21 protein-coding genes and 1 tRNA gene are annotated in these 24721 nt (G+C 62.9%); 15 read left to right on the top strand and 7 right to left on the bottom strand.

Translation table 11 applies throughout. The features are described 5' to 3' along the window. Positions 1–92: 92 nt before the first annotated feature. The 4 genes from LFT47_RS16325 to LFT47_RS16310 all read right to left on the bottom strand — a co-directional run bounded on the left by LFT47_RS16325 (position 93) and on the right by LFT47_RS16310 (position 3344). Positions 93–1118: an ATP-dependent 6-phosphofructokinase gene (locus LFT47_RS16325; RefSeq protein ID WP_234749032.1), complete on the bottom strand. Its 1026-nt coding sequence runs from the start codon at positions 1116–1118 to the stop codon at positions 93–95. Between the two features lie 158 nt (positions 1119–1276). Then, on the bottom strand, positions 1277–1534 hold the full coding sequence (locus LFT47_RS16320; RefSeq protein WP_236812302.1) for a PspC domain-containing protein: 258 nt from the start codon (positions 1532–1534) through the stop codon (positions 1277–1279). 45 nt (positions 1535–1579) lie between these two features. Continuing rightward, positions 1580–1876 carry a hypothetical protein gene (locus LFT47_RS16315; RefSeq protein WP_236812300.1) on the bottom strand — a complete coding sequence of 99 codons (297 nt, stop codon included), beginning with the start codon at positions 1874–1876 and terminating at the stop codon, positions 1580–1582. Between the two features lies 1 nt (position 1877). Further along, positions 1878–3344 (bottom strand): PspC domain-containing protein, encoded by a 1467-nt coding sequence (locus LFT47_RS16310; protein WP_236812298.1) that lies wholly within the window; start codon positions 3342–3344, stop codon positions 1878–1880. Between the two features lie 125 nt (positions 3345–3469). On the opposite strand from LFT47_RS16310, the gene LFT47_RS16305 reads away from it, so the two are divergent. Next, positions 3470–4846: an ATP-binding protein gene (locus tag LFT47_RS16305; protein ID WP_236812296.1), complete on the top strand. Its 1377-nt coding sequence runs from the start codon at positions 3470–3472 to the stop codon at positions 4844–4846. Continuing rightward, a complete protein-coding gene (locus tag LFT47_RS16300; protein WP_236812294.1) occupies positions 4843–5514 on the top strand; it encodes a LuxR C-terminal-related transcriptional regulator in 672 nt (223 codons plus the stop codon). Before LFT47_RS16305 ends, LFT47_RS16300 begins: the two co-directional genes overlap by 4 nt. A gap of 117 nt (positions 5515–5631) precedes the next feature. On the opposite strand, the gene LFT47_RS16295 is transcribed toward LFT47_RS16300, so the two are convergent. Continuing rightward, entirely contained in the window at positions 5632–6861 is a 1230-nt protein-coding gene (locus LFT47_RS16295) for a pyridoxal phosphate-dependent aminotransferase (protein WP_236812293.1), read from the bottom strand. A 324-nt stretch (positions 6862–7185) separates the two neighbouring features. Between LFT47_RS16295 and LFT47_RS16290 the strand changes: the two genes are divergently transcribed. The 9 genes from LFT47_RS16290 to rplL all read left to right on the top strand — a co-directional run bounded on the left by LFT47_RS16290 (position 7186) and on the right by rplL (position 13651). Next, a tRNA-Trp gene (locus LFT47_RS16290) sits at positions 7186–7258 on the top strand. Between the two features lie 81 nt (positions 7259–7339). Then, entirely contained in the window at positions 7340–7621 is a 282-nt protein-coding gene (gene secE, locus LFT47_RS16285) for a preprotein translocase subunit SecE (RefSeq protein ID WP_059387348.1), read from the top strand. 114 nt (positions 7622–7735) lie between these two features. Continuing rightward, positions 7736–8566 (top strand): transcription termination/antitermination protein NusG, encoded by an 831-nt coding sequence (gene nusG, locus LFT47_RS16280; protein WP_236812291.1) that lies wholly within the window; start codon positions 7736–7738, stop codon positions 8564–8566. A 129-nt stretch (positions 8567–8695) separates the two neighbouring features. After that, a complete protein-coding gene (gene rplK / locus LFT47_RS16275) occupies positions 8696–9127 on the top strand; it encodes a 50S ribosomal protein L11 (protein WP_018773647.1) in 432 nt (143 codons plus the stop codon). Positions 9128–9259: 132 nt separating this feature from the next. Continuing rightward, positions 9260–9967, top strand: coding sequence for a 50S ribosomal protein L1 (gene rplA / locus LFT47_RS16270; protein ID WP_234749040.1), 708 nt, complete (start codon positions 9260–9262; stop codon positions 9965–9967). Between the two features lie 112 nt (positions 9968–10079). Beyond that, positions 10080–11162 (top strand): GNAT family N-acetyltransferase, encoded by a 1083-nt coding sequence (locus LFT47_RS16265; protein ID WP_236812290.1) that lies wholly within the window; start codon positions 10080–10082, stop codon positions 11160–11162. Continuing rightward, positions 11141–12292, top strand: a complete 1152-nt coding sequence (locus tag LFT47_RS16260) for a GNAT family N-acetyltransferase (protein WP_442863413.1) — start codon at positions 11141–11143, stop codon at positions 12290–12292. The genes LFT47_RS16265 and LFT47_RS16260 overlap by 22 nt, the downstream gene beginning before the upstream one ends. 300 nt (positions 12293–12592) lie before the next feature. Further along, positions 12593–13198 (top strand): 50S ribosomal protein L10, encoded by a 606-nt coding sequence (rplJ, locus tag LFT47_RS16255; protein ID WP_234749043.1) that lies wholly within the window; start codon positions 12593–12595, stop codon positions 13196–13198. A 75-nt stretch (positions 13199–13273) separates the two neighbouring features. Then, positions 13274–13651 (top strand): 50S ribosomal protein L7/L12, encoded by a 378-nt coding sequence (gene rplL, locus LFT47_RS16250; protein WP_234749044.1) that lies wholly within the window; start codon positions 13274–13276, stop codon positions 13649–13651. 139 nt (positions 13652–13790) lie between these two features. Here rplL and LFT47_RS16245 read toward each other — a convergent pair whose 3' ends face one another. Then, complete coding sequence (locus LFT47_RS16245; protein ID WP_236812286.1) at positions 13791–14258, bottom strand: aminoacyl-tRNA deacylase; 468 nt, start codon at positions 14256–14258, stop codon at positions 13791–13793. Positions 14259–14310: 52 nt separating this feature from the next. Beyond that, the gene (locus tag LFT47_RS16240; RefSeq protein WP_236812284.1) at positions 14311–15522 is read right to left on the bottom strand and encodes an acetyl-CoA C-acetyltransferase; all 1212 of its coding nucleotides are present in this window, start codon (positions 15520–15522) and stop codon (positions 14311–14313) included. Positions 15523–15931: 409 nt separating this feature from the next. Between LFT47_RS16240 and rpoB the strand changes: the two genes are divergently transcribed. From rpoB to rpsG, 4 genes are all read left to right on the top strand, one after another. Next, positions 15932–19438 (top strand): DNA-directed RNA polymerase subunit beta, encoded by a 3507-nt coding sequence (gene rpoB, locus LFT47_RS16235; protein ID WP_078108119.1) that lies wholly within the window; start codon positions 15932–15934, stop codon positions 19436–19438. 103 nt (positions 19439–19541) lie between these two features. Beyond that, positions 19542–23441, top strand: a complete 3900-nt coding sequence (locus LFT47_RS16230) for a DNA-directed RNA polymerase subunit beta' (RefSeq protein ID WP_236812283.1) — start codon at positions 19542–19544, stop codon at positions 23439–23441. Between the two features lie 407 nt (positions 23442–23848). Beyond that, entirely contained in the window at positions 23849–24223 is a 375-nt protein-coding gene (rpsL, locus tag LFT47_RS16225; RefSeq protein ID WP_009358312.1) for a 30S ribosomal protein S12, read from the top strand. Position 24224: 1 nt separating this feature from the next. Beyond that, positions 24225–24695 (top strand): 30S ribosomal protein S7, encoded by a 471-nt coding sequence (rpsG, locus tag LFT47_RS16220; RefSeq protein WP_059387355.1) that lies wholly within the window; start codon positions 24225–24227, stop codon positions 24693–24695. The last annotated feature ends 26 nt before the right edge of the window (positions 24696–24721 follow it).

Raw genomic sequence — 24721 nt, 5'->3', positions numbered from 1 at the left:
GTCTATGCAGTCCCTGGAAAGGAAAGAGCAGGCAGGCACCCGGTGGTGCCCGCCTGCTCCTTGAGGAACCGGCTCCGCCGAACGGATCCGGCTCAGCCGAACAGCACCGCGGCTTCGTCGTAGCGGTTCTGGGGGACGGTCTTGAGCTTGCCCAGGGCAGCTTCGAAGCCCACGTGCTCGATGTCCGTGCCCTTGAGGGCCACCATGGTTCCCCAGCGGCCTTCCACGACCGAATCGATGGCTGCCATGCCCAGACGGGTGGCCAGGACGCGGTCAAAAGCCGACGGCACGCCGCCGCGCTGGATGTGGCCGAGGATCGTGGCGCGGGTCTCGATGCCGGTGCGGGCCTCGATTTCGGGGGCCAGCTGGTCGGCGATGCCACCCAGGCGGGGCCGGCCGAAGGTATCCAGGCCGCGTTCGGAGTGCGGGGCTTCCATGTGGTCCGGAACAAAACCCTCCGCAACAACAATCAACGGTGCACGGCCACGGTCGTGGGCCTCCTGGACCCACTCGGTGATCTGCTCGATGCTGACTTTCTGCTCCGGGATCAGGATGGCGTGCGCGCCGGCAGCCATGCCCGCGTGCAGTGCGATCCAGCCGACGTGGCGGCCCATGACCTCGGCGATCATGCAGCGGTGGTGGGATTCTCCGGTGGTGCGCAGCCGGTCGATAGCCTCAGTGGCGATCTGGACGGCGGTGTCGAACCCGAAGGTGTAGTCGGTGGCGTCGAGATCGTTGTCCACGGTCTTGGGGACGCCCACGATCTTCAATCCGGCGTCGGTGAGGCGCTTCGCGGCGGCCAGGGTGCCTTCGCCGCCGATGGCGATGATGGCGTCGATGCCGAGGCGGTCCATGTGGGCCTTGATGACATCCGGCCCGCCGCCGTTCTCGAACGGGTTGGTGCGGGACGTGCCGAGGATGGTTCCACCCTGCTTGGCGATACCGCGGACCATGGTGCGGGGAATGTCGATGACGTCGCCCTCCACGACGCCTCGCCAACCGTCCCGGAAACCGACGAATTCCTGGCCGTGAATGGCAATTCCCTTGAGGACGGCGCCGCGGATGACGGCGTTAAGTCCGGGGCAGTCGCCACCGCTGGTAAGGATTCCAATTTTCATGAGGGCTCAAATCCTGGTTAGGAGGTATACGTGCAGAGCGCCACGCTGAGCTCACAATGATTGTAGGGGGAAATGTGGGGTGGGACACAAACCATGACCATCGCCAGGGATGAGACTTTTGAAACAAGGGCGAAACTCGCCGGCAAACCCGGGCTGTGCTAGTTCCTGCCTTGCGAACGCTGGGTGAGGAAGGATTCCAGCGCAATGGTGCCGCTTTGGTTGGGAAGCAGCAGCCAAGCTACCACGTATATCACCACGGCGGGCCCGGGTAGCAGGCAGAAGATCAGGTAGCCAATGCGGACGTAGGCCACGTCCACTTTCAGTTTGGCGGCAATGCCACCGCACACCCCTCCGATCAAACGCTGCGGACCGCGCTTCAGGCCAATGCCCCGTACGATGCTGAAGAACTTGTTCATGGCTAGAGCCTTCCCTGTTGTGGCTGCTTTGTCACGTGCTGCTTGCTACGGGCGGTCGGAATCGTCGGCGCCGGCCCCCGAGTCCGGGCCGGACCCACTGCCCTTTCGGGAGCGGGCCGACACTAGGCCTCCGATCACGAGTGCCGCGCCGGCCCCGATCATGAGCCCGATCAGCACATAGTTGCCGTTCAGAGCCACGAGGCCGAGCTTGGAAATGATGATCAAAGCTGCGAGTGCCAGGACAATCAGCCCCCAGACCACCGTGCCCACCCTGGCCCGTGCGGCTTGCGCCGTGGGTTCGGGTGCCGTTTCAAATGCCCGCGTGGGTTCGTGCGTGCTCATGTCAGTTTCCTTCCTGGACGGTCACATTGCTGAAGGTGCCGTTGAGTTTGACGACCAGCTTGGCGCCGGGCTTGTCCGTGTTGTAGCTGTCCCGGGTGCCACCGTTGCTTTGGGTGACGGCGCTGCCGTCCTGCTTGAGGTTCGCGAAGGTCATGTCTGCCTGGACCTCCACCGGCACGGTCGCGGGGATGAGGAGCTTGATGTTGCTTGCGGTCACGTCCATCGGAACCACGACGTCGGAACTCAGCGGTGCGCCCAGGTTCAGCTTGGTCAAGTCAATGGTTCCGTTGGCCCCGGTAATGTCGAAGCCTTTGCGGGCATCGTCGATGCTCACGGGATTCCATTGGGCATTCTGGAGACGGAAGTGGTCTGCGCTGGGGGCAATATTGAATATGCCCCCGATCACCAGCGTCGCAACGGCCAGGAAACCGAGCAGCCCCGATGTGCGGCCACGAAGCCCCGCGACGAGGATGCCGAGACCGAGGACTGCGGCGCCCGCGGCCCAGACCACCGCGTTGGCGGCGTCGCCAAGGTGGATGACGTTGCCGGCGTCGAGCAGCTTGAGCGTTCCGCCGGCCAGCAAGGCCGCTCCGGCTGAGACAGCTACGATGGCCGCTCCCGGTCCCTGCCGCCTCGGCCGTTCGGGCCGCTCGGGGCGGTTCGGCACGCCAGCTGGCGGGTACGGCCCCGCAGGATTGACGGGGCCTGCGGGAGTTGAGGGGCCGCCTGTCCCGTAAGTACCGGACCCGTAAGGAGCTGCGCTGTAAGGACCTCCGGCGTAAGGACCTGCGGCGTAAGGGCCGGCTGGATAGCCTGCCGAGGCGTAGGTGCCCGCCCCGCCAGGGGAACTTGGAGCGGCCGCATATTTGTGCGTGCCCATGGTCTGCCTTCCGTTGCGGGACTTGCTGCGCTGGACCAGGAAGTAGACCAGGTAGATGATGCCGCCTACCCAGAACAGCGTCCACAGGATTCCAGGAACGCCGTTCCAGCCCCAGAAGCCGCGGCCGAGGCTTGGCAATCCGATGATGGTTGTGATGAGGGCGCCGGTCATGCCCGCGGACCAGCGTCCAGCCCCGGCCTCCTGGGCGTGGATACGGCCATCGGGTTCGGGCAGGAGCGCCCAGGCGACGCCGTAGAGCAGGATGCCGATGCCGGCAAAAAGGGTGAGGATGATGAAGATGCCGCGGACGATCAAGGGATCGATGCCGAAGCGGTGCGCGATGCCGCTGGCCACGCCGCCCATCCACCGGTCCCGGCCGCGGCTGATGCCCTGGCTGCGGATCCAGTTGAAGAAGTTCTGCGGGGGAGCGGGAACGGCGTAGTTCGGTGCCGCGCCGCCGTAGCCGCCGGTGTTTGGCTGGGGCGGTTCTTCCGCCGCGCCGGTCCCGGCCGGCTGGTCGGATTCTGCGGGTTGTCCGGGCTCCGCTGCTTGTCCGGAGTCCTCGGGATTCATGCTGTTCGCGTTCATACTTCGATCTTGCCGCCTGGCGAAGCCGCCCTCTATTGGGGGATACCCTGAACGTTCCCTGAGTGCTCCCCTGAGATGCCCTAGCTTCGAGCGCCGGAGGCCCTGATACGTGTTTGGATGGATCCATGACAACCGCCTTGCAACGCCCGCCCCTGGTCCGGAGGAGCGACCGGATGATTGCCGGCGTGTGCAGCGGCCTGGCGGACCACCTTGGCTGGCCTGTGAAGTACATCCGGCTCGGCATGGTCCTTGCCTCATTCGCAGGCGGCGCGGGCCTGGCCTTCTACGCCTGGCTCTGGGTCATGGTGCCCACCGCCGACGAAAGCGCCCGCCGCAATAGCCGCCGGCCGGCGTCGCCCATTGCTCCCTCGGTGAGCCTACCTCCCTCGGTGAGCCTCCCTCCATCCATGAGCATGCCTCCCGACCTAACAGCGCCCGACGGCGGAGCGCAGCCGCTACCGCTGTCCGCCCCCGCTCCCGTCTTCGCCTCCTGGTTCAGGATTCGGCGCATCCAGTACGGGAAAGAGATCCTCCTGGGAGCCGGCCTGCTTCTGGTGGCCGCCATCCTCATCGCACGGCAGTTCGGCGTCGAGGTTCCTCTCGGCACGCTGATTCCGGCGGCGGCGATACTCGGCGGAGCGGCGATCGCGTGGATGCAGCTGGATGAGACGCGTCGGGCAGGACTGGTGGACAAGACCAAGGCGGACCAAGCCGGCGGCTGGGTCCGCCTTGCTGCAGGCCTGGCCCTGGTGGTTGCCGGTGTGTTGGTCATGGTGTCCGGTTCCGGCTCATGGGAGCAGACCTGGCTCGCGCTGCTCGCTTCCATTGCGGTCCTGGGCGGCGTCGCCCTCGTGCTTCTGCCGTGGGGCCTCAAGTTCTGGAAGGACCTTGAAACTGAGCGGGCAGCGCGGGTCCGCGAGACGGAGCGAGCCGAGATTGCCGCCCACCTGCACGACTCGGTGCTGCAGACGCTCGCCCTGATCCAGCGCCGCGCCGGCTCCGAACAGGACGTGGTCCGCCTCGCCCGTGCCCAGGAGCGTGAACTGCGCACCTGGCTGTACCGGGACGCCGCCAAGGATGCGGGACTCCTCGCGGAGCGGATTGCCGCGGCCGCAGCCGAGGTCGAGGACGCCCACGGACACCCGGTCGACGTCGTCAGCGTCGGAGACGCACCCATGACGGACAGGCACGAAGCCCTCGTCCTGGCGGCCCGTGAAGCCATGCACAATGCCGCCAGGCACGGCGGCGGCGCCGTGTCCGTCTATCTCGAGAGCTCGGACACGGGCAGCGAGGTTTTCGTCAGGGACCGCGGACCAGGCTTTGATCCGGATGCCGTCCCGGAAGACCGGCTCGGAGTCAAGGAATCAATCATCGGACGGATGAAGCGCCACGGCGGTACTGCGGTCATCAGCAGTAGCTCCGAGGGCACCGAAGTCCGCCTGAAGCTGCCCGTCGAGAACGCCGACAAAGCAGAGAACCGAAACGGAGAAGCCAAAGCATGAACGCCCTATCAGAGCAAGTAGCGCGGAAGGTTCGTGTGGTGATCGTGGACGATCACGCCATTTTCCGGTCCGGGCTGAAGGCCGACCTCGATTCCAGGATCGACGTCGTCGGCGAAGCCGGAACAGTGGAGCAAGCTATCGCCGTGATTGCCGAGGTTCACCCGGAAGTGGTGTTGCTCGACGTCCACCTGCCTGGCGGCCTTGGCGGTGGCGGTCGGGAGGTCATCAGCGCATCCGCTCCGTTGCGTGGGAGCACGAGCTTCCTGGCATTGAGCGTCTCCGATGCCGCCGAGGACGTCGTGGCCGTCATTCGCGCCGGAGCCCGGGGCTATGTCACCAAGACCATTTCCGGCCCCGAGATCTCCGATGCCGTGATCCGCGTGGCCGACGGGGACGCCGTCTTCTCGCCGAGACTGGCCGGTTTTGTCCTGGACGCGTTTGGAACCTCCCCGGCCGAGATCGCCGACGACGAACTCGATCGTCTCTCCGCGAGGGAACTGGAAGTCATGCGCCTCATCGCCCGGGGCTACAGCTACAAGGAGGTGGCCAAGGAACTGTTCATTTCCATCAAGACCGTGGAAACCCATGTCTCCGCGGTGCTCCGCAAGCTCCAGCTCTCCAGTCGCCACGAACTGACCAAGTGGGCCGCCGAGCGCCGCCTCCTCTGACGCCCGCTCACCTTTAGGGGCTTAAACCCAAACGCCCGCTCACCTATAGGGGGCTTAAACCCCAACGCCCGCTCACCTATACCCAAGGTGAACGGGCGTTTGTGGAGGCGGGAAGGGCTACTTGGCCTGACCGAGGAATTCCTGGAGGCGTCGAACGCCTTCGGCGAGGTCGTCGTCGCCCAAAGCGTACGAGAGGCGCACGAAACCGGAGGGGCCGAAGGCCTCGCCCGGAACGATGGCGACCTCGACCTCGTCGAGGATCAGTGAGGCAAGCTCAGCGGACGTTGACGGACGGACGGGACCGTTCGCCGTCGGGAATTCCTTGCCCAGCAGTCCGCGGACGTCGGCGTACACGTAGAAGGCGCCGGTCGGCGTCGGGCATTCCACACCCTCGATCGCGTTCAGTCCGGCGACGATCGCCTTGCGGCGGCGGTCGAAGGCGACCTTCATTTCGTCGACGGCGGTCAGCGGACCCGAGACTGCGGCCAGCGCAGCGATCTGCATGATGTTGGAAACGTTCGACGTCGCGTGCGACTGGAGGTTGGTAGCGGCCTTGATGACGTCGGCCGGACCGATCATCCATCCGACCCGCCATCCGGTCATGGCGTAGGTCTTGGCGACACCGTTGAGGATGACCACCTTGTCGCCGAGTTCGGGGGCGGCGGTGGCAATCGAGGTGAAGGGGACGCCGTCGTACGTCAGGTGCTCATAGATCTCGTCGGTGACTACCCAGAGGCCCTTCGCTGCTGCCCATTTTCCGATCTCCGCCACCTGTTCGGCGCTGTAGACGGCGCCGGTCGGATTGGACGGGGAAACGAAAAGCAGGATCTTCGTCTTGTCGGTAACCGCGGCCTCGAGCTGTTCCACGGTGACCAGGTACCCCTGTTCCGGGCCGGCGAAGACCTCGACGGGAACGCCTCCGGCGAGGCGGATTGCCTCCGGGTAGGTGGTCCAGAAAGGCGTGGGAATGATTACTTCGTCGCCCGGATCAACCAGGGTGGCGAACGTGTTGTAGACGGCCTGCTTGCCGCCATTGGTAACCATCACCTGGGATGCATCTACCTTGTAGCCCGAGTCGCGGAACGTCTTGTCCGCGATAGCCTGCTTCAGCTCCGGCAGGCCGGCGGCAGGGGAGTAGCGGTGGTACTTCGGCTGGCTGGCGGCCTCGACGGCGGCCTTGACGATGTAGTCGGGGGTCGGGAAGTCGGGCTCCCCGGCGCCAAAGCCAATCACAGGGCGACCCGCTGCCTTGAGCGCCTTGGCCTTGGCGTCAACGGCAAGGGTGGCGGATTCGGCGATGGCGGAAATTCGCTGTGAAATGCGGGCGGCTGGTATTCCGGCAGACATTAAAGCACCGTTCTTCGCGGGCAGCTCATGGGCTGGATGGTGGGATTCGACGAAATCTACTTTATGCTGTTCTGCGGAGCTATCGGGCTAACCCCGGGAAAGTGACAGTGCAGGTTGAACAACCGAGCGCTGATCACACGAGCGGGACGGCCTGAACGCTCCGGGAATGGCCCGGTTCGACTATCGCGACGTTGTTGCGTAGACTGGTTCACCGGTGTTGAAAAACATCACAATGGTTCGCGCCCCAGATAGGCTCCGGAATCTCGTGTTCTTCTGGATTCCTTGGCTTGGATGGAGTGCGGCCGAAATATGGATTCGTTCCATAGGGTAGTGGCGCAATTGGTAGCGCAGCGGTCTCCAAAACCGCAGGTTGCAGGTTCGAGTCCTGTCTGCCCTGCGCAAGCTGTTCCGGGTTTTGCCCGGAACAAGCGCAGCAACCATGACTCTGATCAGAGTCGGGTCAACGACGTTTGCATAGATGAGTGAGGATCAGGTGACCGAAACAGCTGCGAGCAGCTCGAAGGGCCGCCCTGCCAAGAAGTCCGATTCCGGCCTCTTCGCTCGAATTGCTCTTTTTGTTCGCCAGGTAATTGGTGAGCTCAAGAAGGTAGTTGCCCCCACCCGTAAGGAACTGGTCAACTACACAGTCGTGGTGCTGGTGTTCGTGGCCATCATGATGCTGGTCGTCACCATCCTGGACCTGGCTTTCGGTACGGGAATCAAATGGGTTTTCGGCGCTACTGGCACCACGAACCACTAAGCGGATCGCTCCGCAAACCGCGTGGAATCCCCGGAAAATCAAGGGATTTCGCAGGGTTTGCGGAATTGAGCCATTTAAATAGGCATGTTAGGCAATGAGGAAGCAGGAGACCAAGTGTCTGAGCAGGAGCTCGAGGTAACTGAGACTGAGCTGGATGGGCCCGCTGAAAGCACGGCCCACGCCACGGCTGACGCCGTGGAAGGATCCGAGGTCGATTCTGCTGCGCCCGAAACTGCCGACGTCGACGACGCCGACCAGGAGTCCGACGCCGACGGCGAGTCCGCTGAGGACGAGTCTGCCGACGACGCCGACGCCCTGGCCGCCGCTGCAGCTGTAGCGCCCGCCGACCCCGCTGAGGAGTTCAAGGCCAAGCTTCGCCGCCAGGAAGGTGACTGGTACGTCATTCACTCCTACGCCGGCTACGAAAACCGCGTCAAGGCCAACCTTGAGACCCGCATCCAGACTCTGGACATGGAAGATTACATCTTCGAAATCCAGGTGCCCATGGAGGAAGTCGTTGAGATCAAGAACGCCCAGCGCAAGATCATCAACCGCGTACGCATTCCGGGTTACGTCCTCGTCCGTATGGACCTGACCGACGCATCCTGGGGCGCCGTCCGCCACACCCCGGGTGTCACCGGCTTCGTGGGCAACGCACACAACCCCGTTCCGCTTCGCCTCGATGAGGTCTTCTCCATGCTGGCTCCGGTCTTCGAAGAGCAGCAGGCCGAAAAGGGCAAGCCGGTCAACAAGCAGCACCAGACGCCCGTCGACATCGACTTCGAGGTCGGAGAGTCCGTCATCGTCAAGGAAGGTCCGTTCGAGACCCTTCCCGCCACGATCTCCGAGATCAAGATGGATTCCCAGACGCTTGTGGTCCTGGTGTCGATCTTCGAACGCGAAACCCCGGTTACGCTCGCATTCAACCAGGTCACCAAGATCTAGTTGATCCAAGAATTTCGCCCCGCGGTTGCCCGCTTAGCAGCCACGGAGCGGTCGGTCGCCTTGCCATGGCGGCCATAAACCTGAGGCACGCTCCTGTGTCCTAGGAAGTTATTGAGAGAAGGACCTACATTGGCTCCCAAGAAGAAGGTCACCGGCCTCATCAAGCTGCAGATCCAGGCAGGTGCCGCCAACCCGGCCCCGCCGATCGGTCCTGCGCTTGGCCAGCACGGTGTCAACATCATGGAATTCTGCAAGGCGTACAACGCTGCAACGGAAGCCCAGCGCGGAAACGTTATCCCGGTTGAAATCACGGTCTACGAAGACCGCTCCTTCACCTTCATCACCAAGACCCCGCCGGCTGCAGAGCTCATCAAGAAGGCTGCAGGCGTTGCAAAGGGTTCGGCCACGCCGCACACCGTCAAGGTTGCCAAGCTGACCCAGGCACAGGTGAACGAGATCGCCACCACCAAGATGGAAGACCTCAACGCCACCAGCCTTGAGGGCGCTGCCAAGATCATCGCCGGCACCGCACGCTCCATGGGCATCACCGTCGAAGGCTGATACCAGCCTTCAACCGCCGGGAAACCGGCACCACTGAAATATTGAAAATGTTGGAGATCCACGCCGGATTTCCAACTGTGGCAGGGCCCAGCGCGGTCCGCAGACCACAACTGCACAAGGAGAATAAGCAGCATGGCAAAGCGCAGCAAAGCATATGAGGCAGCCGTAGCCAAGATCGAGGCGGACAAGTTCTACGCCCCGTTCGAGGCCATCAAGCTCGCCAAGGACACCAACCCGTCCAAGTTCGACGCCACCGTTGAGGTTGCTTTCCGTTTGGGCGTTGACCCGCGTAAGGCCGACCAGATGGTCCGCGGCACCGTCAACCTGCCGCACGGCACGGGTAAGACTGCCCGCGTCCTCGTTTTCGCAACGGGCGACAAGGCCGAAGCAGCAATCGCTGCAGGCGCCGACTTCGTTGGTTCCGATGACCTGATCGAAAAGATCGCAGCCGGCTGGACCGACTTCGACGCCGCAGTGGCAACCCCTGACCTCATGGGCAAGGTTGGCCGTCTCGGTAAGGTCCTCGGCCCGCGTAACCTCATGCCGAACCCGAAGACCGGTACCGTGACCGCAGACGTCACCAAGGCCGTCAACGACATCAAGGGTGGCAAGATCGACTTCCGCGTCGACAAGCACTCGAACCTGCACTTCATCATCGGCAAGGTTTCCTTCGATGAACTGAAGCTGGCCGAGAACTACGCAGCTGCCCTGGAAGAGGTGCTTCGCCTGAAGCCGTCCGCTTCCAAGGGCCGCTACATCCAGAAGGCTACGGTCGCCACCACGTTCGGCCCGGGCATCTCCGTTGACCCGAACGTCACCAAGGTTCTCACCGAGGCGTAAGCCACCGGGAGCATTGACCCTGAAAGGACCGTCCGGCATTCGCCGGGCGGTCCTTTCGTTGTATGCAAACCGGCACCTATCGCGCGTGGCGACCGCTGATTAGGCTGAGGTCATGACAGACCGGCCTCCGGATTTCAGCATCCATGAGCTCCACCTGCCGGAGTCGCTGGATGGGCCGGACGCCATGGAATTCGGGGAGCTCTCTTCCGTGATGGATGCCATGGTGCTGGAAACCTGGGGAAACCTGGACCGGGCATCCTCGGCCCAAGCCCGGCTCGCGGGATGGCGCGATACTCCGTACGAGGCCTCGAGAAACTTCTTCGCCCGGGTTGATGGAAGCGTCGTTGGGCACGCTTCCTGCCAGGTTCCGCTCAAGGACAACGTTCAAACTGCGTGGCTCCAGGCAGATGTCCTGGCGGGGCACCGCCGGCAAGGAATCGGAACTGCATTGCTCCGGACTGTAGAGGGTGTCGCGGTGGCCCAGGGCCGGCATGTCCTGCAGGCACACACCGAACACCCGATCGGCTCCGCAGCCACGGGAGCAGGAGAGGTACCCCGGGGAGTGCCCGATGACAGTCCGGGAGTGGCTTTCTGCCTCAAGAATGGATACACCTTGGAACAGGCCAGCAGATTCAGCAGCCTGGACATGGACCACAATGGGGAGTGGCAAAGGCTGGAGCTTACGGCCCATTCCAAGGCCGACGCCGCCTACGAGGTCCGTGCCTGGACCAACCGTTGCCCCGGCGAATACGTGGACCACATGGCCGTGCTGATGGGCCGGATGAGCACGGATACCCCGGCGGGCGGCCTTGAGATCGAGGCAGAGTCCTGGGATGCTGCCCGCGTCAGGCAACTCGAGGACACCACGCTTGCCGAGGGCCAGACGGCCCTTGTGGCTGCCGCACAACATCGGCGGACAGGGGAACTCGTCGCTTACACCGTGATCTACCTTGATTCCGCGAAACCTTGGGTGGCCGAGCAGGACGATACTCTGGTGGCAGAGCCGCACAGGGGCCATGGACTGGGAATGCTCGTGAAACTGGCCAATCTGCGCAGGGTTCAAACGGAATACCCAGCCGTCCAGCGCGTCATGACTTTTAACGCCGAGGAAAACGAACATATGCTGTCCATCAACGTACAGCTCGGCTTCAAACCGGCGGGATACGACGGCGAATGGCAAAAGAGGATCAAATGACGAGCACGGTGGAGATCGGCCAACTCTGGATCCCGGATTCCCTTGACGCCGATGACGCCAAGGATTTTCTGGCCGCCGTCGAAGTCAGCCGCAGGGTCCGCATGCAGATCTGGGGCACGGACGATCTTGCCTACACCCCGTTGGAGAAACTGCTCGAACTCGGCGATCCTTACGAACGCCAAGTCATTCTGGTGGCCCGCGTTGACGGCCGCATTGTCGGTACCGTGGATATCGCCCTGCCGCTTGCCGACAACATGGACCTGGCCGAGTTCACCCTCGACATCCTTCCTGAATTCCAGCGCAGGGGCGTCGGCCGGCAGCTTCTGGAAGCTGCCGAACATTTCGCCAAAAGCGAGGGCCGGACGATGATCATGGTGGACACGAACCACCCCGCCGAATCCTTGCGCGGCGGTGCCGAGGGCCAGCTCGTGCCTGGCAGCGGCCTGGGCTTTGTTCCTTTGGCCAGCCGCGAGGTCGATTTTGCCAGGCGCACCGGCTACACCCTCCAGCACATCGAACAGTTCAGTTCCTGTGCGCTCCCGCTGGATTCAAAGCTCGTGGCTGAGCTTGAAGCCGAAGCGGAAGACGCGAACGCCGGCCGCTACCGAGTCCACCACTGGACCGACCGTTGCCCGCAACAGTGGCTCGAAGCGGTGGCCGCGCTGGAGAACGCGGCCGGGGAAGTGGTGTCCGAGGGCAGCGAGACCGCGGAAGCCGAGCAGCAGCAGTTGGTGTTCGACGCCGGTGTGTTGCGTCAGGCGGAAGACGCCGCCGTTGCGCAGGGGCGCCGAACGGTGGTCACCGCCGTCGAGCACCTCGCGAGCGGGCGGATCGTCGGGCTCACTACGATCGGGGTCCTGGCGCAACGCCAGGATGTCGTCTTCCAGGACGACACGATCGTCCTGCAGGAACACCGGGGAAACAAGCTCGGGCTCCTCATCAAGGTGGCCAACATGCAGCGCCTCAGCGAACAGTTCCCCGACGCCCGGGTGATCTACACCTGGAATGCCCCCGAAAACCGGTACCTGCTGACAGTGAACAAGCAATTGGGATTCACCACGGCCGGAGTCACGGGGTTGTGGCAGAAGGAACTGCCTAACATGGGCCCGCGGGTCACCTCCTCCGAGTGAGCCGCGCGATTTGGCGATGCACTTGCCCGTCCCGTAAGCTTGAACTACCAAAGACCGTCGGTTGATGGGAATCCACTCCTCCGCGCGCAGCTCAACTCTGCAGCCACGCGCGGAAGAACCAAGTGGCTTCCTTGACGAAGGACCCTGACAAAGGGCGGCCGGCGCAGGTGAACGAAGCAAATCTCCGCGATCATTTGATCGTGTCGAGCCAAGCCCCGTGCATCTGCGCGGGGCGTTTTTAGTTGCAGCTCTTTTGAGCGGGGACCCGGAAAACCGGCTTTATTCCCCGGAAGGAGGGTTATGGCAACGCCTAGCAAGATCTCTGCAGTAGCTGAGATCACCAACGATTTCAAGGAATCGAACGCCGCTGTCCTGACCGAATACCGCGGGCTCTCTGTTGCACAGCTCAAGCAGCTGCGTGTTTCTCTCGGCCTGGACACCAAGTTCTCGGTCGTCAAGAACACCCTGACCGCCATTGCAGCCAAGGAAGCTGGTGTCGAAGCATTCGACGGTCAGCTCGCCGGCCCCACTGCAATTGCATTCATCAAGGGTGACGCGGTTGCTGCCGCCAAGAGCCTGACGGACTTTGCCAAGGTCAACAAGCAGCTGGTCATCAAGACCGGCTACTTCGAAGGCAAGGCACTGAACGCAGCAGAGGTTGCCGCACTGGCAGCCCTCGAGTCCCGCGAGCTGCAGCTCGCCAAGGTTGCAGGCATCCTCAAGGCACCTGCTGCCGCGGCTGCACGCATCATTGACGCTCTGCGCCTCAAGCTGGAAGAAGAGGGCGGCGCTGTAGCACCGGCCGCTGAAGAAGCACCGGCTGCCGAAGAGGCTCCCGCCGAGGCTGCTGCAGAAGAGGCTGCCGCTCCGGCTGAAGCCGCTGAAGCAGCAACCGAAGAGAACTAAGTTCTCCCCATTCAAACTGCGGTGCAGCAACGGACGACGTCCGTGGCAGCACCACCTAAAGGAAGGACGCCAAACATGGCGAAGCTCAGCAACGAAGAGCTCATTGAAGCTTTCAAGGAACTGACCATCATCGAGCTCTCCGAGTTCGTCAAGCTCTTCGAAGAGACCTTCGAAGTTACTGCTGCTGCTGTTGCAGTTGCAGGCCCGGCTGGCGCCGGCGCTGGCGAAGAAGTTGAAGAGAAGACCGAATTCGATGTCATCCTCGAAGCTGCCGGTGAAAAGAAGATCGCAGTGATCAAGGAAGTTCGCGCCATCACCTCCCTCGGCCTCAAGGAAGCCAAGGACCTGGTTGACGGTGCACCGAAGGCTGTTCTCGAAGGCGCCACCAAGGAAGCCGCTGAGAAGGCCAAGGACCAGCTCGAAGCTGCAGGCGCCACGGTTACTGTCAAGTAACTCGCGCTTTACACAGGAAGCCCCGTCCGGATTCGTCCGGGCGGGGCTCTCTTGCGTTTAAGAGCAACGCGGGGTCACTTACGGCCCATCGGGCGCTGCTGGATGGGCCGTAAGTGACCCCGCGTTGCGGTTGGAAGGGTCAGATGGGGTCGCTGATGTCGGCCACTACGGCCTGTAGCGCTGCCGCTAGCTCATCGGCCTTCACGAAAGCGCTGAATCCGTGCTCGCCCGCCCCCATGGAGATCCTGCGTCCGGCGATGCTGGCGTCCGCATAGACAGGCCAGGGCGTGGAACTTCCGAGCGGCGTGATGGTGCCGCGCTCATATCCGGTTGCCTCGAAAGCGACGTCGGCGGACGGCATGGACAGCTTGTTGACGCCCAATAGGGCGCGCAGCTTGGGCCAGGAGATCTGCCGGTCACCAGGAACCAACGCAAACAGGAACGTGCCATCCCGGTGTTTGACCACGAGGGACTTCACGATGTCCGCCGGTCTGATCCCCATGATGCGGGCCGCTTCGTCAAGGCTGCTTGCCGCCGCCCGCTCCACGAGTTGGACTTCGAGTCCACGCGTGGCCGCATCTGCCAGGAATCGCTCAGTGCCCCGCATTCACGCCCCGTTTCTGTTCAAGACCGCTTCCGCTTCCGAATTCGCCGAATGTCTAGTCGCGGTAGAGAAGCAGCGCTTCGCCCTGGCCGCCGCCACCACACAGGGCGACGGCCGCTTTGCCCTTCCCGCGGCGCTTCAGCTCGTGGGCTGCGTGGAGGGCTAGGCGCGCTCCCGACGCACCGATCGGGTGTCCGATCGCAATGGCTCCGCCGTGGACATTGCACTTCTCCAAGGGATAGTCCAGGTCCTTCAAGGACTGCACCGCAACAGAACCGAAGGCTTCATTGATCTCGATGAAGTCCAGATCGGCCGTTGTCCACCCCGCGCGGTCCAGCGCGTGCCGTATCGCGTTGGAAGGCTGCGAATGCAGGCTGTTGTCGGGTCCGGCTACTTGGCCGGGCTTGCCGACCACGGCGAGGTAATCAAGGCCGTTTGCCTCGGCAAAGCGGCGGCTCGTAAGCACGAGCGCGGAGGCGCCGTCGGACAGGGGAGAGGAGTTGCCCGCCGTGATGGTTCCGTCGGTGGCAAAGGCGCCCTTCAAGGGGGCCAAAGTCTCCAGTGTTGTCTGGGGGCGGACGCCTTCGTCGCTTGTCAGCACCAAGGGTTCGCCCTTGCGCTGTTTGACGCTGATGGGTGTGATCTCGCCGTCGAACACGCCTTGCGCGGCGGCTGCGGCTGCCCGCTGGTGCGAAGCGGCCGCCACTTCATCCTGGGATCGGCGGTCGATGCCAAGCGAAAGGTTCTTGATCTCGGTGGACAAGCCCATGGACTGTCCATCGAAAGCGTCGGTGAGCCCGTCGTGTGCGGCGACGTCGAGGGCCTGGATCGCTCCGTAGCTCCATCCTTGCCTCGAACCGGGCAGCAAGTGGGGAGCGCGGCTCATCGATTCCTGGCCCCCGGCAACCACGACGGCGGCGTCGCCGCTGCGGATCATTCGCGCGGCATCGATCACGGCAGTCAGTCCGGAGAGGCAGACCTTGTTGATGGTGACCGCCGGGATGTTCCAGCCGATCCCGGCGGCGATGGCGCTTTGGCGTGCCGGATTCTGGCCGGCGCCCGCCTGCAGGACCTGTCCCATGATCACTGCGTCCACTTTGTCCGCGGTGAGGCCGCTCGCCGCGATGGCGCCTGAAATGGCGTGAGCACCGAGCTCGACGGCGGTGAGGCCGGCCAGTTGCCCGTTCAACCGTCCCTGTGGGGTACGGCTGGCGGAAAGGATGACAACGTCGTTGTTGTTGTCCGTTGTGTCTGAGGGGGTGCTCATTTTCTCTCTTCCGATCAAGGGTGGTGAGCCTAGGTTACCGTGGCGTACATCACCTCTCCATTCAACAATGGAGCCTGGATCAACATTCCGCCGAGGGCAGCACGGAGCGGGGTCGCATAGGTGCCTGCAGCAACTGTGCTTGCATTCGGGCGGGATGTGGGGTAGACAGGTGGGTTGATTTGCCGTATTGTGGATATTTGCGTCTTCCCTGTTAACCTTCAGCCTTCATATAGCGGTGGGCTTTACCTCTCAGCTGCGCCATCGACGTGCCGTTAAGAACGAGCATGGTCTTGGCCAGCGGAGGTCCCGGGTCATATAGCGGAACCGGAAAGGTACACTGCGGATTCAATCTGCAGGGTGCAAGCGGGGGAGATCTGAAAACGCCTGAAGGTCTGTGGAAGGATCCCTCTTGGTCGCCTCGAGCACCTCTAATAACGAAACCGCTAATACGGCAAGCACCGATGGTGCAACTCGCCGGCTCTCATTCGCAAAGATTCACGAACCGCTGGACGTTCCGAATCTGCTCGCACTGCAGACAGACAGCTTTGACTGGCTGGTCGGAAACGAACGCTGGCAGTCGCGGGTAGCGAAGGCTGTCGAGGAAGGCGACCTGAGCGTCGCCACCACCTCAGGACTTGCTGACATCTTCGAAGAGATCTCCCCCATCGAGGACTTCCAGGGCACTATGTCCCTGAGCTTCTCCGAGCCGGAGTTCGCTGACCCGAAGTACACCATGGCCGAATGCAAAGACCGTGACGCCACTTACTCGGCACCGCTGTATGTCAAGGCCGAGTTCATGAACAACAACACGGGCGAAATCAAGCAGCAGACCGTGTTCATGGGCGATTTCCCTCTCATGACCGAGAAGGGAACGTTCGTTGTCAACGGTACCGAGCGTGTCGTCGTCTCCCAGCTGGTCCGCTCCCCGGGCGCCTACTTTGAGCGCACCGCCGACAAGACCAGTGACAAGGACATCTTCACTGCAAAGATCATCCCGTCCCGCGGTGCATGGTTCGAGCTCGAAATCGACAAGCGCGACCAGGTCGGCGTACGCCTCGACCGCAAGCGCAAGCAGTCGGTCACCGTTCTGCTGAAGGCCCTCGGTTGGACCGAAGGCCAGATCCTCGAAGAGTTCGGCCAGTACGACTCCATGCGCGCAACGCTGGAGAAGGACGCCACCGAAACCCGCGAAGACGCCCTGCTGGACATCTACCGCAAGCTGCGTCCGGGCGAACCGCCCACCGTCGAGGCTGCCCAGTCCCTGCTGGACAACCTGTACTTCAACGCCAAGCGCTACGATCTGGCCAAGGTTGGCCGTTACAAGATCAACCGCAAGCTCGGCATCGACCGCTCCCTTGGCGACAAGGAAGCCTCGGTCCTCCACGTTGAAGACATCGTGGCCATGATCAAGTTCCTCGTCGCGCTTCACGCCGGCGAGAAGACCCTCATGGGCAAGCGCGATGGCGAAGACCACGAGCTCCGCGTCGAGATCGATGACATCGACCACTTCGGCAACCGTCGCATCCGCGCCGTCGGCGAACTGATCGAAAACCAGGTCCGCACCGGCCTGTCCCGCATGGAGCGCGTCGTCCGTGAACGCATGACCACGCAGGACGTCGAAGCGATCACGCCGCAGACCCTGATCAACATCCGCCCTGTTGTGGCAGCTATCAAGGAGTTCTTCGGAACGTCCCAGCTGTCGCAGTTCATGGACCAGAACAACCCGTTGTCGGGTCTGACCCACAAGCGCCGCCTGTCGGCACTTGGCCCGGGTGGTCTGTCCCGTGACCGCGCAGGCATGGAAGTTCGAGACGTTCACCCGTCCCACTACGGACGTATGTGCCCCATCGAAACTCCTGAAGGCCCGAACATCGGTCTGATCGGTTCGCTGGCTTCCTACGGCCGTATCAACCCGTTCGGTTTCATCGAGACTCCGTACCGCCTGGTGTCCGAGGGTGTCGTTTCCGATGAGGTCCAGTACCTCACCGCCGACGACGAAGCCGAAGTCCTGATTGCACAGGCCAACGCACCGCTGGACGCAGACAAGAAGTTCGCGGAAGAAACCGTGCTTGTCCGTGCCCGTGGTGGTGGAGGCGAGCCCGTCCTGGTCCCGGCCGGCGAAGTTCAGTTCATGGACGTTTCCCCGCGCCAGATGGTGTCCGTGGCTACCGCCCTGATTCCGTTCCTTGAGCATGACGATGCAAACCGCGCACTCATGGGTGCCAACATGCAGCGCCAGGCCGTGCCGCTGGTCCGTTCCGAGGCCCCGTTCGTGGGCACCGGCATGGAGCGCGCTGCAGCCGTCGACGCCGGTGACGTCGTCATCGCGAAGAAGGCCGGTGTCGTCAACGAAGTTTCCGCTGACCTCGTCACCATGCTCAACGACGACGGCACGGAAACCAGCTACCGCATTAACAAGTTCGCCCGTTCCAACCAGGGCAACTGCTACAACCACCGTGTCTTGGTCAACGAAGGACAGCGCCTCGAAGTTGGCGGCATCATCGCTGACGGCCCGGCAACGGACCAGGGTGAACTCGCCCTCGGCAAGAACCTTCTCGTGGCATTCATGTCCTGGGAAGGCCACAACTTCGAGGACGCCATCATCCTGTCGCAGCGCATCGTCGCTGAGGACGTTCTTTCCTCCATCCACATCGAGGAGCACGAGATCGATGCCCGCGACACCAAGCTTGGTGCCGAGGAAATCACCCGTGACATCCCCAACGTGTCCGAGGAAGTCCTCGCAGGACTGGACGAGCGCGGCATCATCCACATCGGTGCCGAGGTTGAAGCAGGCGACATCCTGGTCGGAAAGGTCACCCCGAAGGGTGAAACCGAACTGACTCCGGAAGAGCGCCTCCTCCGTGCGATCTTCGGCGAGAAGTCCCGCGAAGTGCGTGACACCTCCCTGAAGGTTCCCCACGGTGAGTCCGGCACGGTCATCGGCGTGCGCGTCTTCGACCGCGACAATGACGACGAGCTGCCCCCGGGCGTCAACCAGCTGGTCCGCGTCTACGTTGCTGCCAAGCGCAAGATCACCGACGGCGACAAGCTCGCCGGCCGCCACGGTAACAAGGGCGTCATCTCCAAGATCCTCCCGATCGAAGACATGCCGTTCCTTGCCGACGGTACGCCGGTGGACATCGTCCTGAACCCCCTGGGTGTTCCGGGTCGTATGAACGTCGGCCAGGTGCTTGAAACGCACCTCGGCTGGGTTGCCAAGACCGGTTGGAAGATCGAAGGCGAGCCGGAGTGGGTCAAGAACCTCCCGAACCTGCCTCGTGAATCCGGCCAGACCACTGTCGCCACCCCGGTGTTCGACGGTGCACGCGAAGAGGAAATCACAGGTCTGCTGGATTCCACCAACGTGACCCGCGACGGCGACCGCCTGATCGACTCCTCCGGCAAGACCCGTCTGTTCGACGGCCGCTCCGGCGAGCCGTTCCCGGACCCGATCTCCGTGGGCTACATGTACATCCTGAAGCTCCACCACCTGGTGGACGACAAGATCCACGCGCGCTCCACCGGCCCGTACTCCATGATCACGCAGCAGCCGCTGGGTGGTAAGGCACAGTTCGGTGGCCAGCGCTTCGGTGAAATGGAAGTATGGGCGCTCGAAGCATACGGCGCTGCCTACACCCTCCAGGAACTGCTGACGATCAAGTCGGACGATATCCACGGCCGCGTGAAGGTCTACGAAGCCATCGTCAAGGGCGAGAACATCCCCGAGCCCGGCGTTCCGGAATCCTTCAAGGTCTTGATCAAGGAAATGCAGTCGCTGTGCCTGAACGTGGAAGTTCTTTCCACGGACGGTACGACGATCGAAATGCGTGACTCTGATGACGCAGTCTTTACGGCTGCGGAAGAACTGGGCATTGATCTGTCTCGCGCAGAGCCCAGCTCCGTAGAAGAGGTCTAAACAGCCGCTCTGGCTGGCGGTGCAGACCGCCAGCCAAGGCAGCTGCCTCTTTCCGTAAACCCAAGACTTCAGAATTTAGAGAACAAGAGAGAACAGGGACCATATGTCCAGCGAATCCTCCTTCGGCCTCATGCAGATCGGCCTCGCCACCGCGGAAGACATCCGCGGCTGGTCTTACGGTGAGGTCAAGAAGCCGGAAACCATCAACTACCGCACGCTCAAGCCCGAGAAGGACGGCCTCTTCTGCGAGAAGATCTTCGGCCCGTCCCGGGACTGGGAATGCTACTGCGGCAAGTACAAGCGCGTGCGCTTCAAGGGCATCATTTGCGAGCGTTGTGGCGTTGAAGTCACCCGCGCCAAGGTGCGCCGCGAGCGCATGGGCCACATCGAGCTGGCCGCTCCCGTCACGCACATCTGGTACTTCAAGGGTGTTCCCTCCCGCTTGGGCTACCTCCTTGACCTGGCACCGAAGGACCTTGAAAAGGTCATCTACTTCGCCGCCTACATGATCACGAGCGTCGACACCGAGAGCCGTCACGCGGAACTGCCGAACCTTCAGGTGGAGCACGACCTCGAGAAGAAGCAGCTCGTCGACAACCGCGACAGCGACATCGCGACGATCGCCCGCGACCTTGAGGACGAGCTTGCCCGCCTCGAAGGTGAAGGCGCCAAGGCTGCGGACAAGAAGAAGGCCCGCGACTCCGCGGACCGTCAGATGGCCAACGTCCGCAAGCGCGCGGATGCTGAGATCGAGCGCCTCGAGCAGGTCTGGGACCGCTTCAAGAACCTCAAGGTCGCCGACCTTGAAGGTGACGAAGGCCTGTACCGCGAACTGCGCGACCGCTACGGCATGTACTTCGAAGGCTCCATGGGTGCCGAAGCCATCAAGAAGCGTCTTGAGAACTTCGACATGCAGGCAGAGTCGGAGTCCCTCCGCGACACCATCCAGAACGGCAAGGGCCAGCGCAAGACCCGCGCCCTCAAGCGACTGAAGGTTGTCAACGCATTCCTGACCACCAACAACAGCCCGCTTGGCATGGTTCTGGACGCCGTCCCGGTGATCCCGCCGGAACTGCGCCCGATGGTCCAGCTGGACGGTGGCCGCTTCGCGACCTCCGACCTCAACGACCTCTACCGCCGTGTGATCAACCGCAACAACCGACTCAAGCGACTGCTTGACCTCGGCGCTCCGGAGATCATCGTCAACAACGAGAAGCGCATGCTTCAGGAAGCTGTTGACAGCCTCTTCGACAACGGCCGTCGCGGCCGTCCGGTCACGGGTCCGGGCAACCGTCCGCTGAAGTCCCTGAGCGACATGCTCAAGGGCAAGCAGGGTCGTTTCCGCCAGAACCTGCTCGGCAAGCGCGTCGACTACTCCGGCCGTTCGGTCATCGTCGTCGGCCCGCAGCTGAAGCTGCACCAGTGTGGTCTGCCCAAGCAGATGGCCCTGGAGCTCTTCAAGCCGTTCGTGATGAAGCGGTTGGTTGACCTCAACCACGCGCAGAACATCAAGTCGGCAAAGCGCATGGTCGAGCGTTACCGCCCGCAGGTCTGGGACGTACTGGAAGAGATCATCACCGAACACCCGGTGCTGCTCAACCGTGCACCTACCCTGCACCGCCTCGGCATCCAGGCATTCGAGCCGCAGCTTGTTGAAGGCAAGGCCATCCAGCTTCACCCGCTGGTTTGTGGCGCCTTCAACGCCGACTTCGACGGCGACCAGATGGCAGTCCACCTGCCGCTGAGCCCCGAAGCCCAGGCTGAAGCCCGCATCCTGATGCTGTCCTCCAACAACATCTTGAAGCCGTCTGATGGCCGCCCGGTGACCCTGCCTTCGCAGGACATGATCATCGGTCTGTACCACCTGACCACCAAGCGCGTTGGTTCCGCCGGCGAAGGCCGGATCTTCTCATCGGTCGCGGAAGCCATCATGGCCTACGATGCCCGCGAGCTGCACCTGAACTCCCAGGTCAAGATCCGCCTTGAGGGCTTTGTCCCTTACGCCGGCTGGGAAGCTCCGGAAGGTTGGGAGCCGGGTCAGGTCGCACTGGTCCAGACCTCCCTCGGCCAGGTTCTCTTCAATGAGACCCTGCCGGAGGACTACCCGTGGGTTGAGGCTGTTGCCGACAAGGGCGAGCTTTCCCGGATCGTCAACGACCTCGCAGAGCGCTACCCGAAGGTTGTCACGGCCGCAACGCTGGACAACCTGAAGGACGCCGGTTTCTACTGGGCAACCCGCTCGGGCGTCACCGTGGCCATCTCCGACATCGAGGTGCCCACCTCCAAGCCGGCCATCCTGGCCGGTTACGAGACCATGGCTGCCAAGATCCAGGGCCAGTACGACAAGGGCCTGATCGACGACGACGAGCGTCGCCAGGAACTGATCGAGATCTGGAACAAGGCCACCAACGAAATCGCCCAGGCGATGCGTGACAGCCTGTCCCCGATGAACACCATCAACCGCATGGTGTCCTCCGGTGCACGTGGTAACTGGATGCAGGTCCGCCAGATCGCGGGTATCCGTGGTCTTGTGGCCAACCCGAAGGGTGAGATCATCCCGCGTCCGATCAAGTCCTCGTACCGCGAGGGCCTGTCGGTGCTGGAATACTTCATCGCCACGCACGGTGCCCGTAAGGGTCTGGCCGATACCGCGCTGCGTACCGCCAACTCGGGTTACCTGACCCGTCGTCTGGTGGACGTTTCGCAGGACGTCATCGTCCGTGAAGAGGACTGTGGCACCGAGCGTGGTCTCATGACCGCAATCGCCGTGCCGGACTCCAATGGTGAGCTCGTCCTGGACGAGAACGTCGAGAACAGCGCCTACGCACGTACCCTCGCCGTCGACGTCGTCGACTCCAAGGGTGCGGTGCTGGCAGCTGCCGGCACCGACTGCGGCGACGTCGTCATTGCCGAGCTGCTCGCAGCCGGCATTACCGAGGTCAAGGTCCGTTCCGTGCTCACGTGTGAGTCCAAGGTCGGTACCTGTGCGCTCTGCTACGGCCGTTCGCTGGCTACAGGCAAGACCGTGGACATCGGAGAGGCCGTCGGCATCATCGCCGCACAGTCCATCGGTGAACCCGGTACCCAGCTGACGATGCGTACGTTCCACACCGGTGGTGCTGTTTCCGCAAGCGGTGGGGACGACATTACCCAGGGTCTGCCCCGTATCCAGGAGCTCTTCGAAGCCCGTACTCCGAAGGGTGTTGCACCGATTGCTGAAGCAGCCGGCCGCATCGCCATCGAAGAGTCCGAGCGCCAGATGCGCCTCATCATCACCCCGGACGATGGTTCCGAGGAGATCGCCTACCCGGTGCTGCGCCGTTCCCGCCTCCTCATCGAGGATGGCGAGCACGTCAGCGTCGGCCAGAAGCTGATCAACGGTCCGGTGGACCCGAAGCAGGTTCTGCGCATCATGGGTCCGCGTGCCGCCCAGAAGTTCCTGGTGGACGAGGTCCAGGGCGTTTACCGCAGCCAGGGCATCGGCATCCACGACAAGCACGTGGAAGTCATCGTCCGTCAGATGCTGCGCCGCGTGACCGTCATCGAATCCGGCGACTCCGATCTGCTTCCGGGCGAGCTCGCTGAGCGCAGCCGCTTCGAAGACGAGAACCGTCGCGTGGTGTCCGAAGGCCGTACCCCGGCTTCCGGCCGTCCGGAACTGATGGGTATCACCAAGGCATCTCTGGCAACCGAGTCCTGGCTGTCGGCCGCTTCCTTCCAGGAGACCACCCGCGTTCTGACGCAGGCGGCCATGGAAGGCAAGAGCGACCCGCTGCTTGGCCTCAAGGAGAACGTCATCATCGGTAAGCTCATCCCGGCCGGTACGGGCCTGCCCCGTTACACCGAGGTCACCGTGGAGCCGACTGAAGAAGCAAAGGCAAGCCTGTTCACGGGCCCCAGCGCCTTCACCGACTTCTCGTATGACGCCCTGGGCGGCGACGGAGCTCCCGAGTTCCACGCCATCCCGCTGGATGACTACGATCTCGGCAACGACTTCCGCTGACGGCGGAGTCTGTATCGCAAAGGAAGGACCCCGTACTCGGCGAGTGCGGGGTCCTTCCCGTTTGGGGCCCTCCGTCCGCGAAGGTGCCCGACGACGGCGGGCGGCACCCGCCGTCGTCGTTCGCCCCTTACACCCGATTAAGGCCTCAGATCAAGCCATGCTAGAATTTTGGTAATTGTTCTGTGTGGCAGTGGATGAAGGCCGCCGCAGCATCATTTCGGTTTTGTTCTCATGATGTTGGGTGGAGCCTGTTTCCGGGTTGCGGGCTACGTGCGCAACGAATGCCGCACTTTTGCACGCCCATCGGGTCTTCGGACCTGGGCCGCATGGACAACGCCAAAGCTCTCACGCAAACACAGGCCAACGCCTGGGCGCGGAGCAGAGATCAACCAACGGAGAACACGAAAGTGCCTACGATTAACCAGCTGGTCCGCAAGGGCCGCACGCCGAAGGTCTCCAAGACCAAGGCTCCCGCGCTTAAGGGCAGCCCGATGCGCCGCGGTGTTTGCACCCGCGTTTACACGACCACCCCGAAGAAGCCGAACTCGGCTCTCCGTAAGGTTGCACGTGTGCGCCTCAACGGTGGCGTTGAAGTTACCGCCTACATCCCCGGTGTTGGCCACAACCTCCAGGAGCACTCCATCGTGCTGGTCCGTGGTGGTCGTGTGAAGGACCTTCCGGGTGTCCGTTACAAGATCGTCCGTGGTGCCCTCGATACCCAGGGTGTCAAGAACCGCAAGCAGGCCCGCAGCCGCTACGGCGCAAAGATGGAGAAGAAGTAATATGCCTCGCAAGGGTCCGGCCCCGAAGCGGCCGCTAGTTTCCGATCCCGTTTACGGTTCCCCGTTGGTCACCCAGCTGATCAACAAGGTTCTGATCGACGGCAAGAAGTCCACCGCAGAGCGCATCGTTTACGGCGCACTCGAAGGTGCACGCGCCAAGTCCGGTGGCGACCCCGTCGCCGCCCTCAAGAAGGCAATGGACAACGTCAAGCCTTCCCTCGAGGTCCGCTCCCGCCGTGTCGGTGGCGCAACCTACCAGGTTCCCGTTGAGGTCAAGCCGGGCCGTTCCACCGCCCTCGCTCTCCGCTGGCTGGTTGGCTACTCCAAGGCCCGCCGCGAGAAGACGATGACTGAGCGCCTCCAGAACGAAATCCTGGATGCGTCCAACGGTCTCGGTGCCGCTGTGAAGCGTCGCGAAGACACCCACAAGATGGCCGAGTCGAACAAGGCCTTCGCACACTACCGCTGGTAAAACTTCCCGTACGCCGCCGGCTCCCT

The organism is Arthrobacter sp. FW306-2-2C-D06B, assembly GCF_021789175.1.
Taxonomy (GTDB): domain Bacteria; phylum Actinomycetota; class Actinomycetes; order Actinomycetales; family Micrococcaceae; genus Arthrobacter.
This window is presented reverse-complemented; position numbering and strand designations above follow the sequence as displayed.

Bases quoted from the DNA above. Each gene is read 5' to 3' on its own strand.
- LFT47_RS16325 (WP_234749032.1), bottom strand. From the start codon at position 1,118: ATGAAAATTGGAATCCTTACCAGCGGTGGCGACTGCCCCGGACTTAAC.
- LFT47_RS16320 (WP_236812302.1), bottom strand. From the start codon at position 1,534: ATGAACAAGTTCTTCAGCATCGTACGGGGCATTGGCCTGAAGCGCGGT.
- LFT47_RS16315 (WP_236812300.1), bottom strand. From the start codon at position 1,876: ATGAGCACGCACGAACCCACGCGGGCATTTGAAACGGCACCCGAACCC.
- LFT47_RS16310 (WP_236812298.1), bottom strand. From the start codon at position 3,344: ATGAACGCGAACAGCATGAATCCCGAGGACTCCGGACAAGCAGCGGAG.
- LFT47_RS16305 (WP_236812296.1), top strand. From the start codon at position 3,470: ATGACAACCGCCTTGCAACGCCCGCCCCTGGTCCGGAGGAGCGACCGG.
- LFT47_RS16300 (WP_236812294.1), top strand. From the start codon at position 4,843: ATGAACGCCCTATCAGAGCAAGTAGCGCGGAAGGTTCGTGTGGTGATC.
- LFT47_RS16295 (WP_236812293.1), bottom strand. From the start codon at position 6,861: ATGTCTGCCGGAATACCAGCCGCCCGCATTTCACAGCGAATTTCCGCC.
- secE (WP_059387348.1), top strand. From the start codon at position 7,340: ATGAGTGAGGATCAGGTGACCGAAACAGCTGCGAGCAGCTCGAAGGGC.
- rplA (WP_234749040.1), top strand. From the start codon at position 9,260: ATGGCAAAGCGCAGCAAAGCATATGAGGCAGCCGTAGCCAAGATCGAG.
- LFT47_RS16265 (WP_236812290.1), top strand. From the start codon at position 10,080: ATGACAGACCGGCCTCCGGATTTCAGCATCCATGAGCTCCACCTGCCG.
- LFT47_RS16260 (WP_442863413.1), top strand. From the start codon at position 11,141: ATGGCAAAAGAGGATCAAATGACGAGCACGGTGGAGATCGGCCAACTC.
- rplJ (WP_234749043.1), top strand. From the start codon at position 12,593: ATGGCAACGCCTAGCAAGATCTCTGCAGTAGCTGAGATCACCAACGAT.
- rplL (WP_234749044.1), top strand. From the start codon at position 13,274: ATGGCGAAGCTCAGCAACGAAGAGCTCATTGAAGCTTTCAAGGAACTG.
- LFT47_RS16245 (WP_236812286.1), bottom strand. From the start codon at position 14,258: ATGCGGGGCACTGAGCGATTCCTGGCAGATGCGGCCACGCGTGGACTC.
- LFT47_RS16240 (WP_236812284.1), bottom strand. From the start codon at position 15,522: ATGAGCACCCCCTCAGACACAACGGACAACAACAACGACGTTGTCATC.
- LFT47_RS16230 (WP_236812283.1), top strand. From the start codon at position 19,542: ATGTCCAGCGAATCCTCCTTCGGCCTCATGCAGATCGGCCTCGCCACC.
- rpsG (WP_059387355.1), top strand. From the start codon at position 24,225: ATGCCTCGCAAGGGTCCGGCCCCGAAGCGGCCGCTAGTTTCCGATCCC.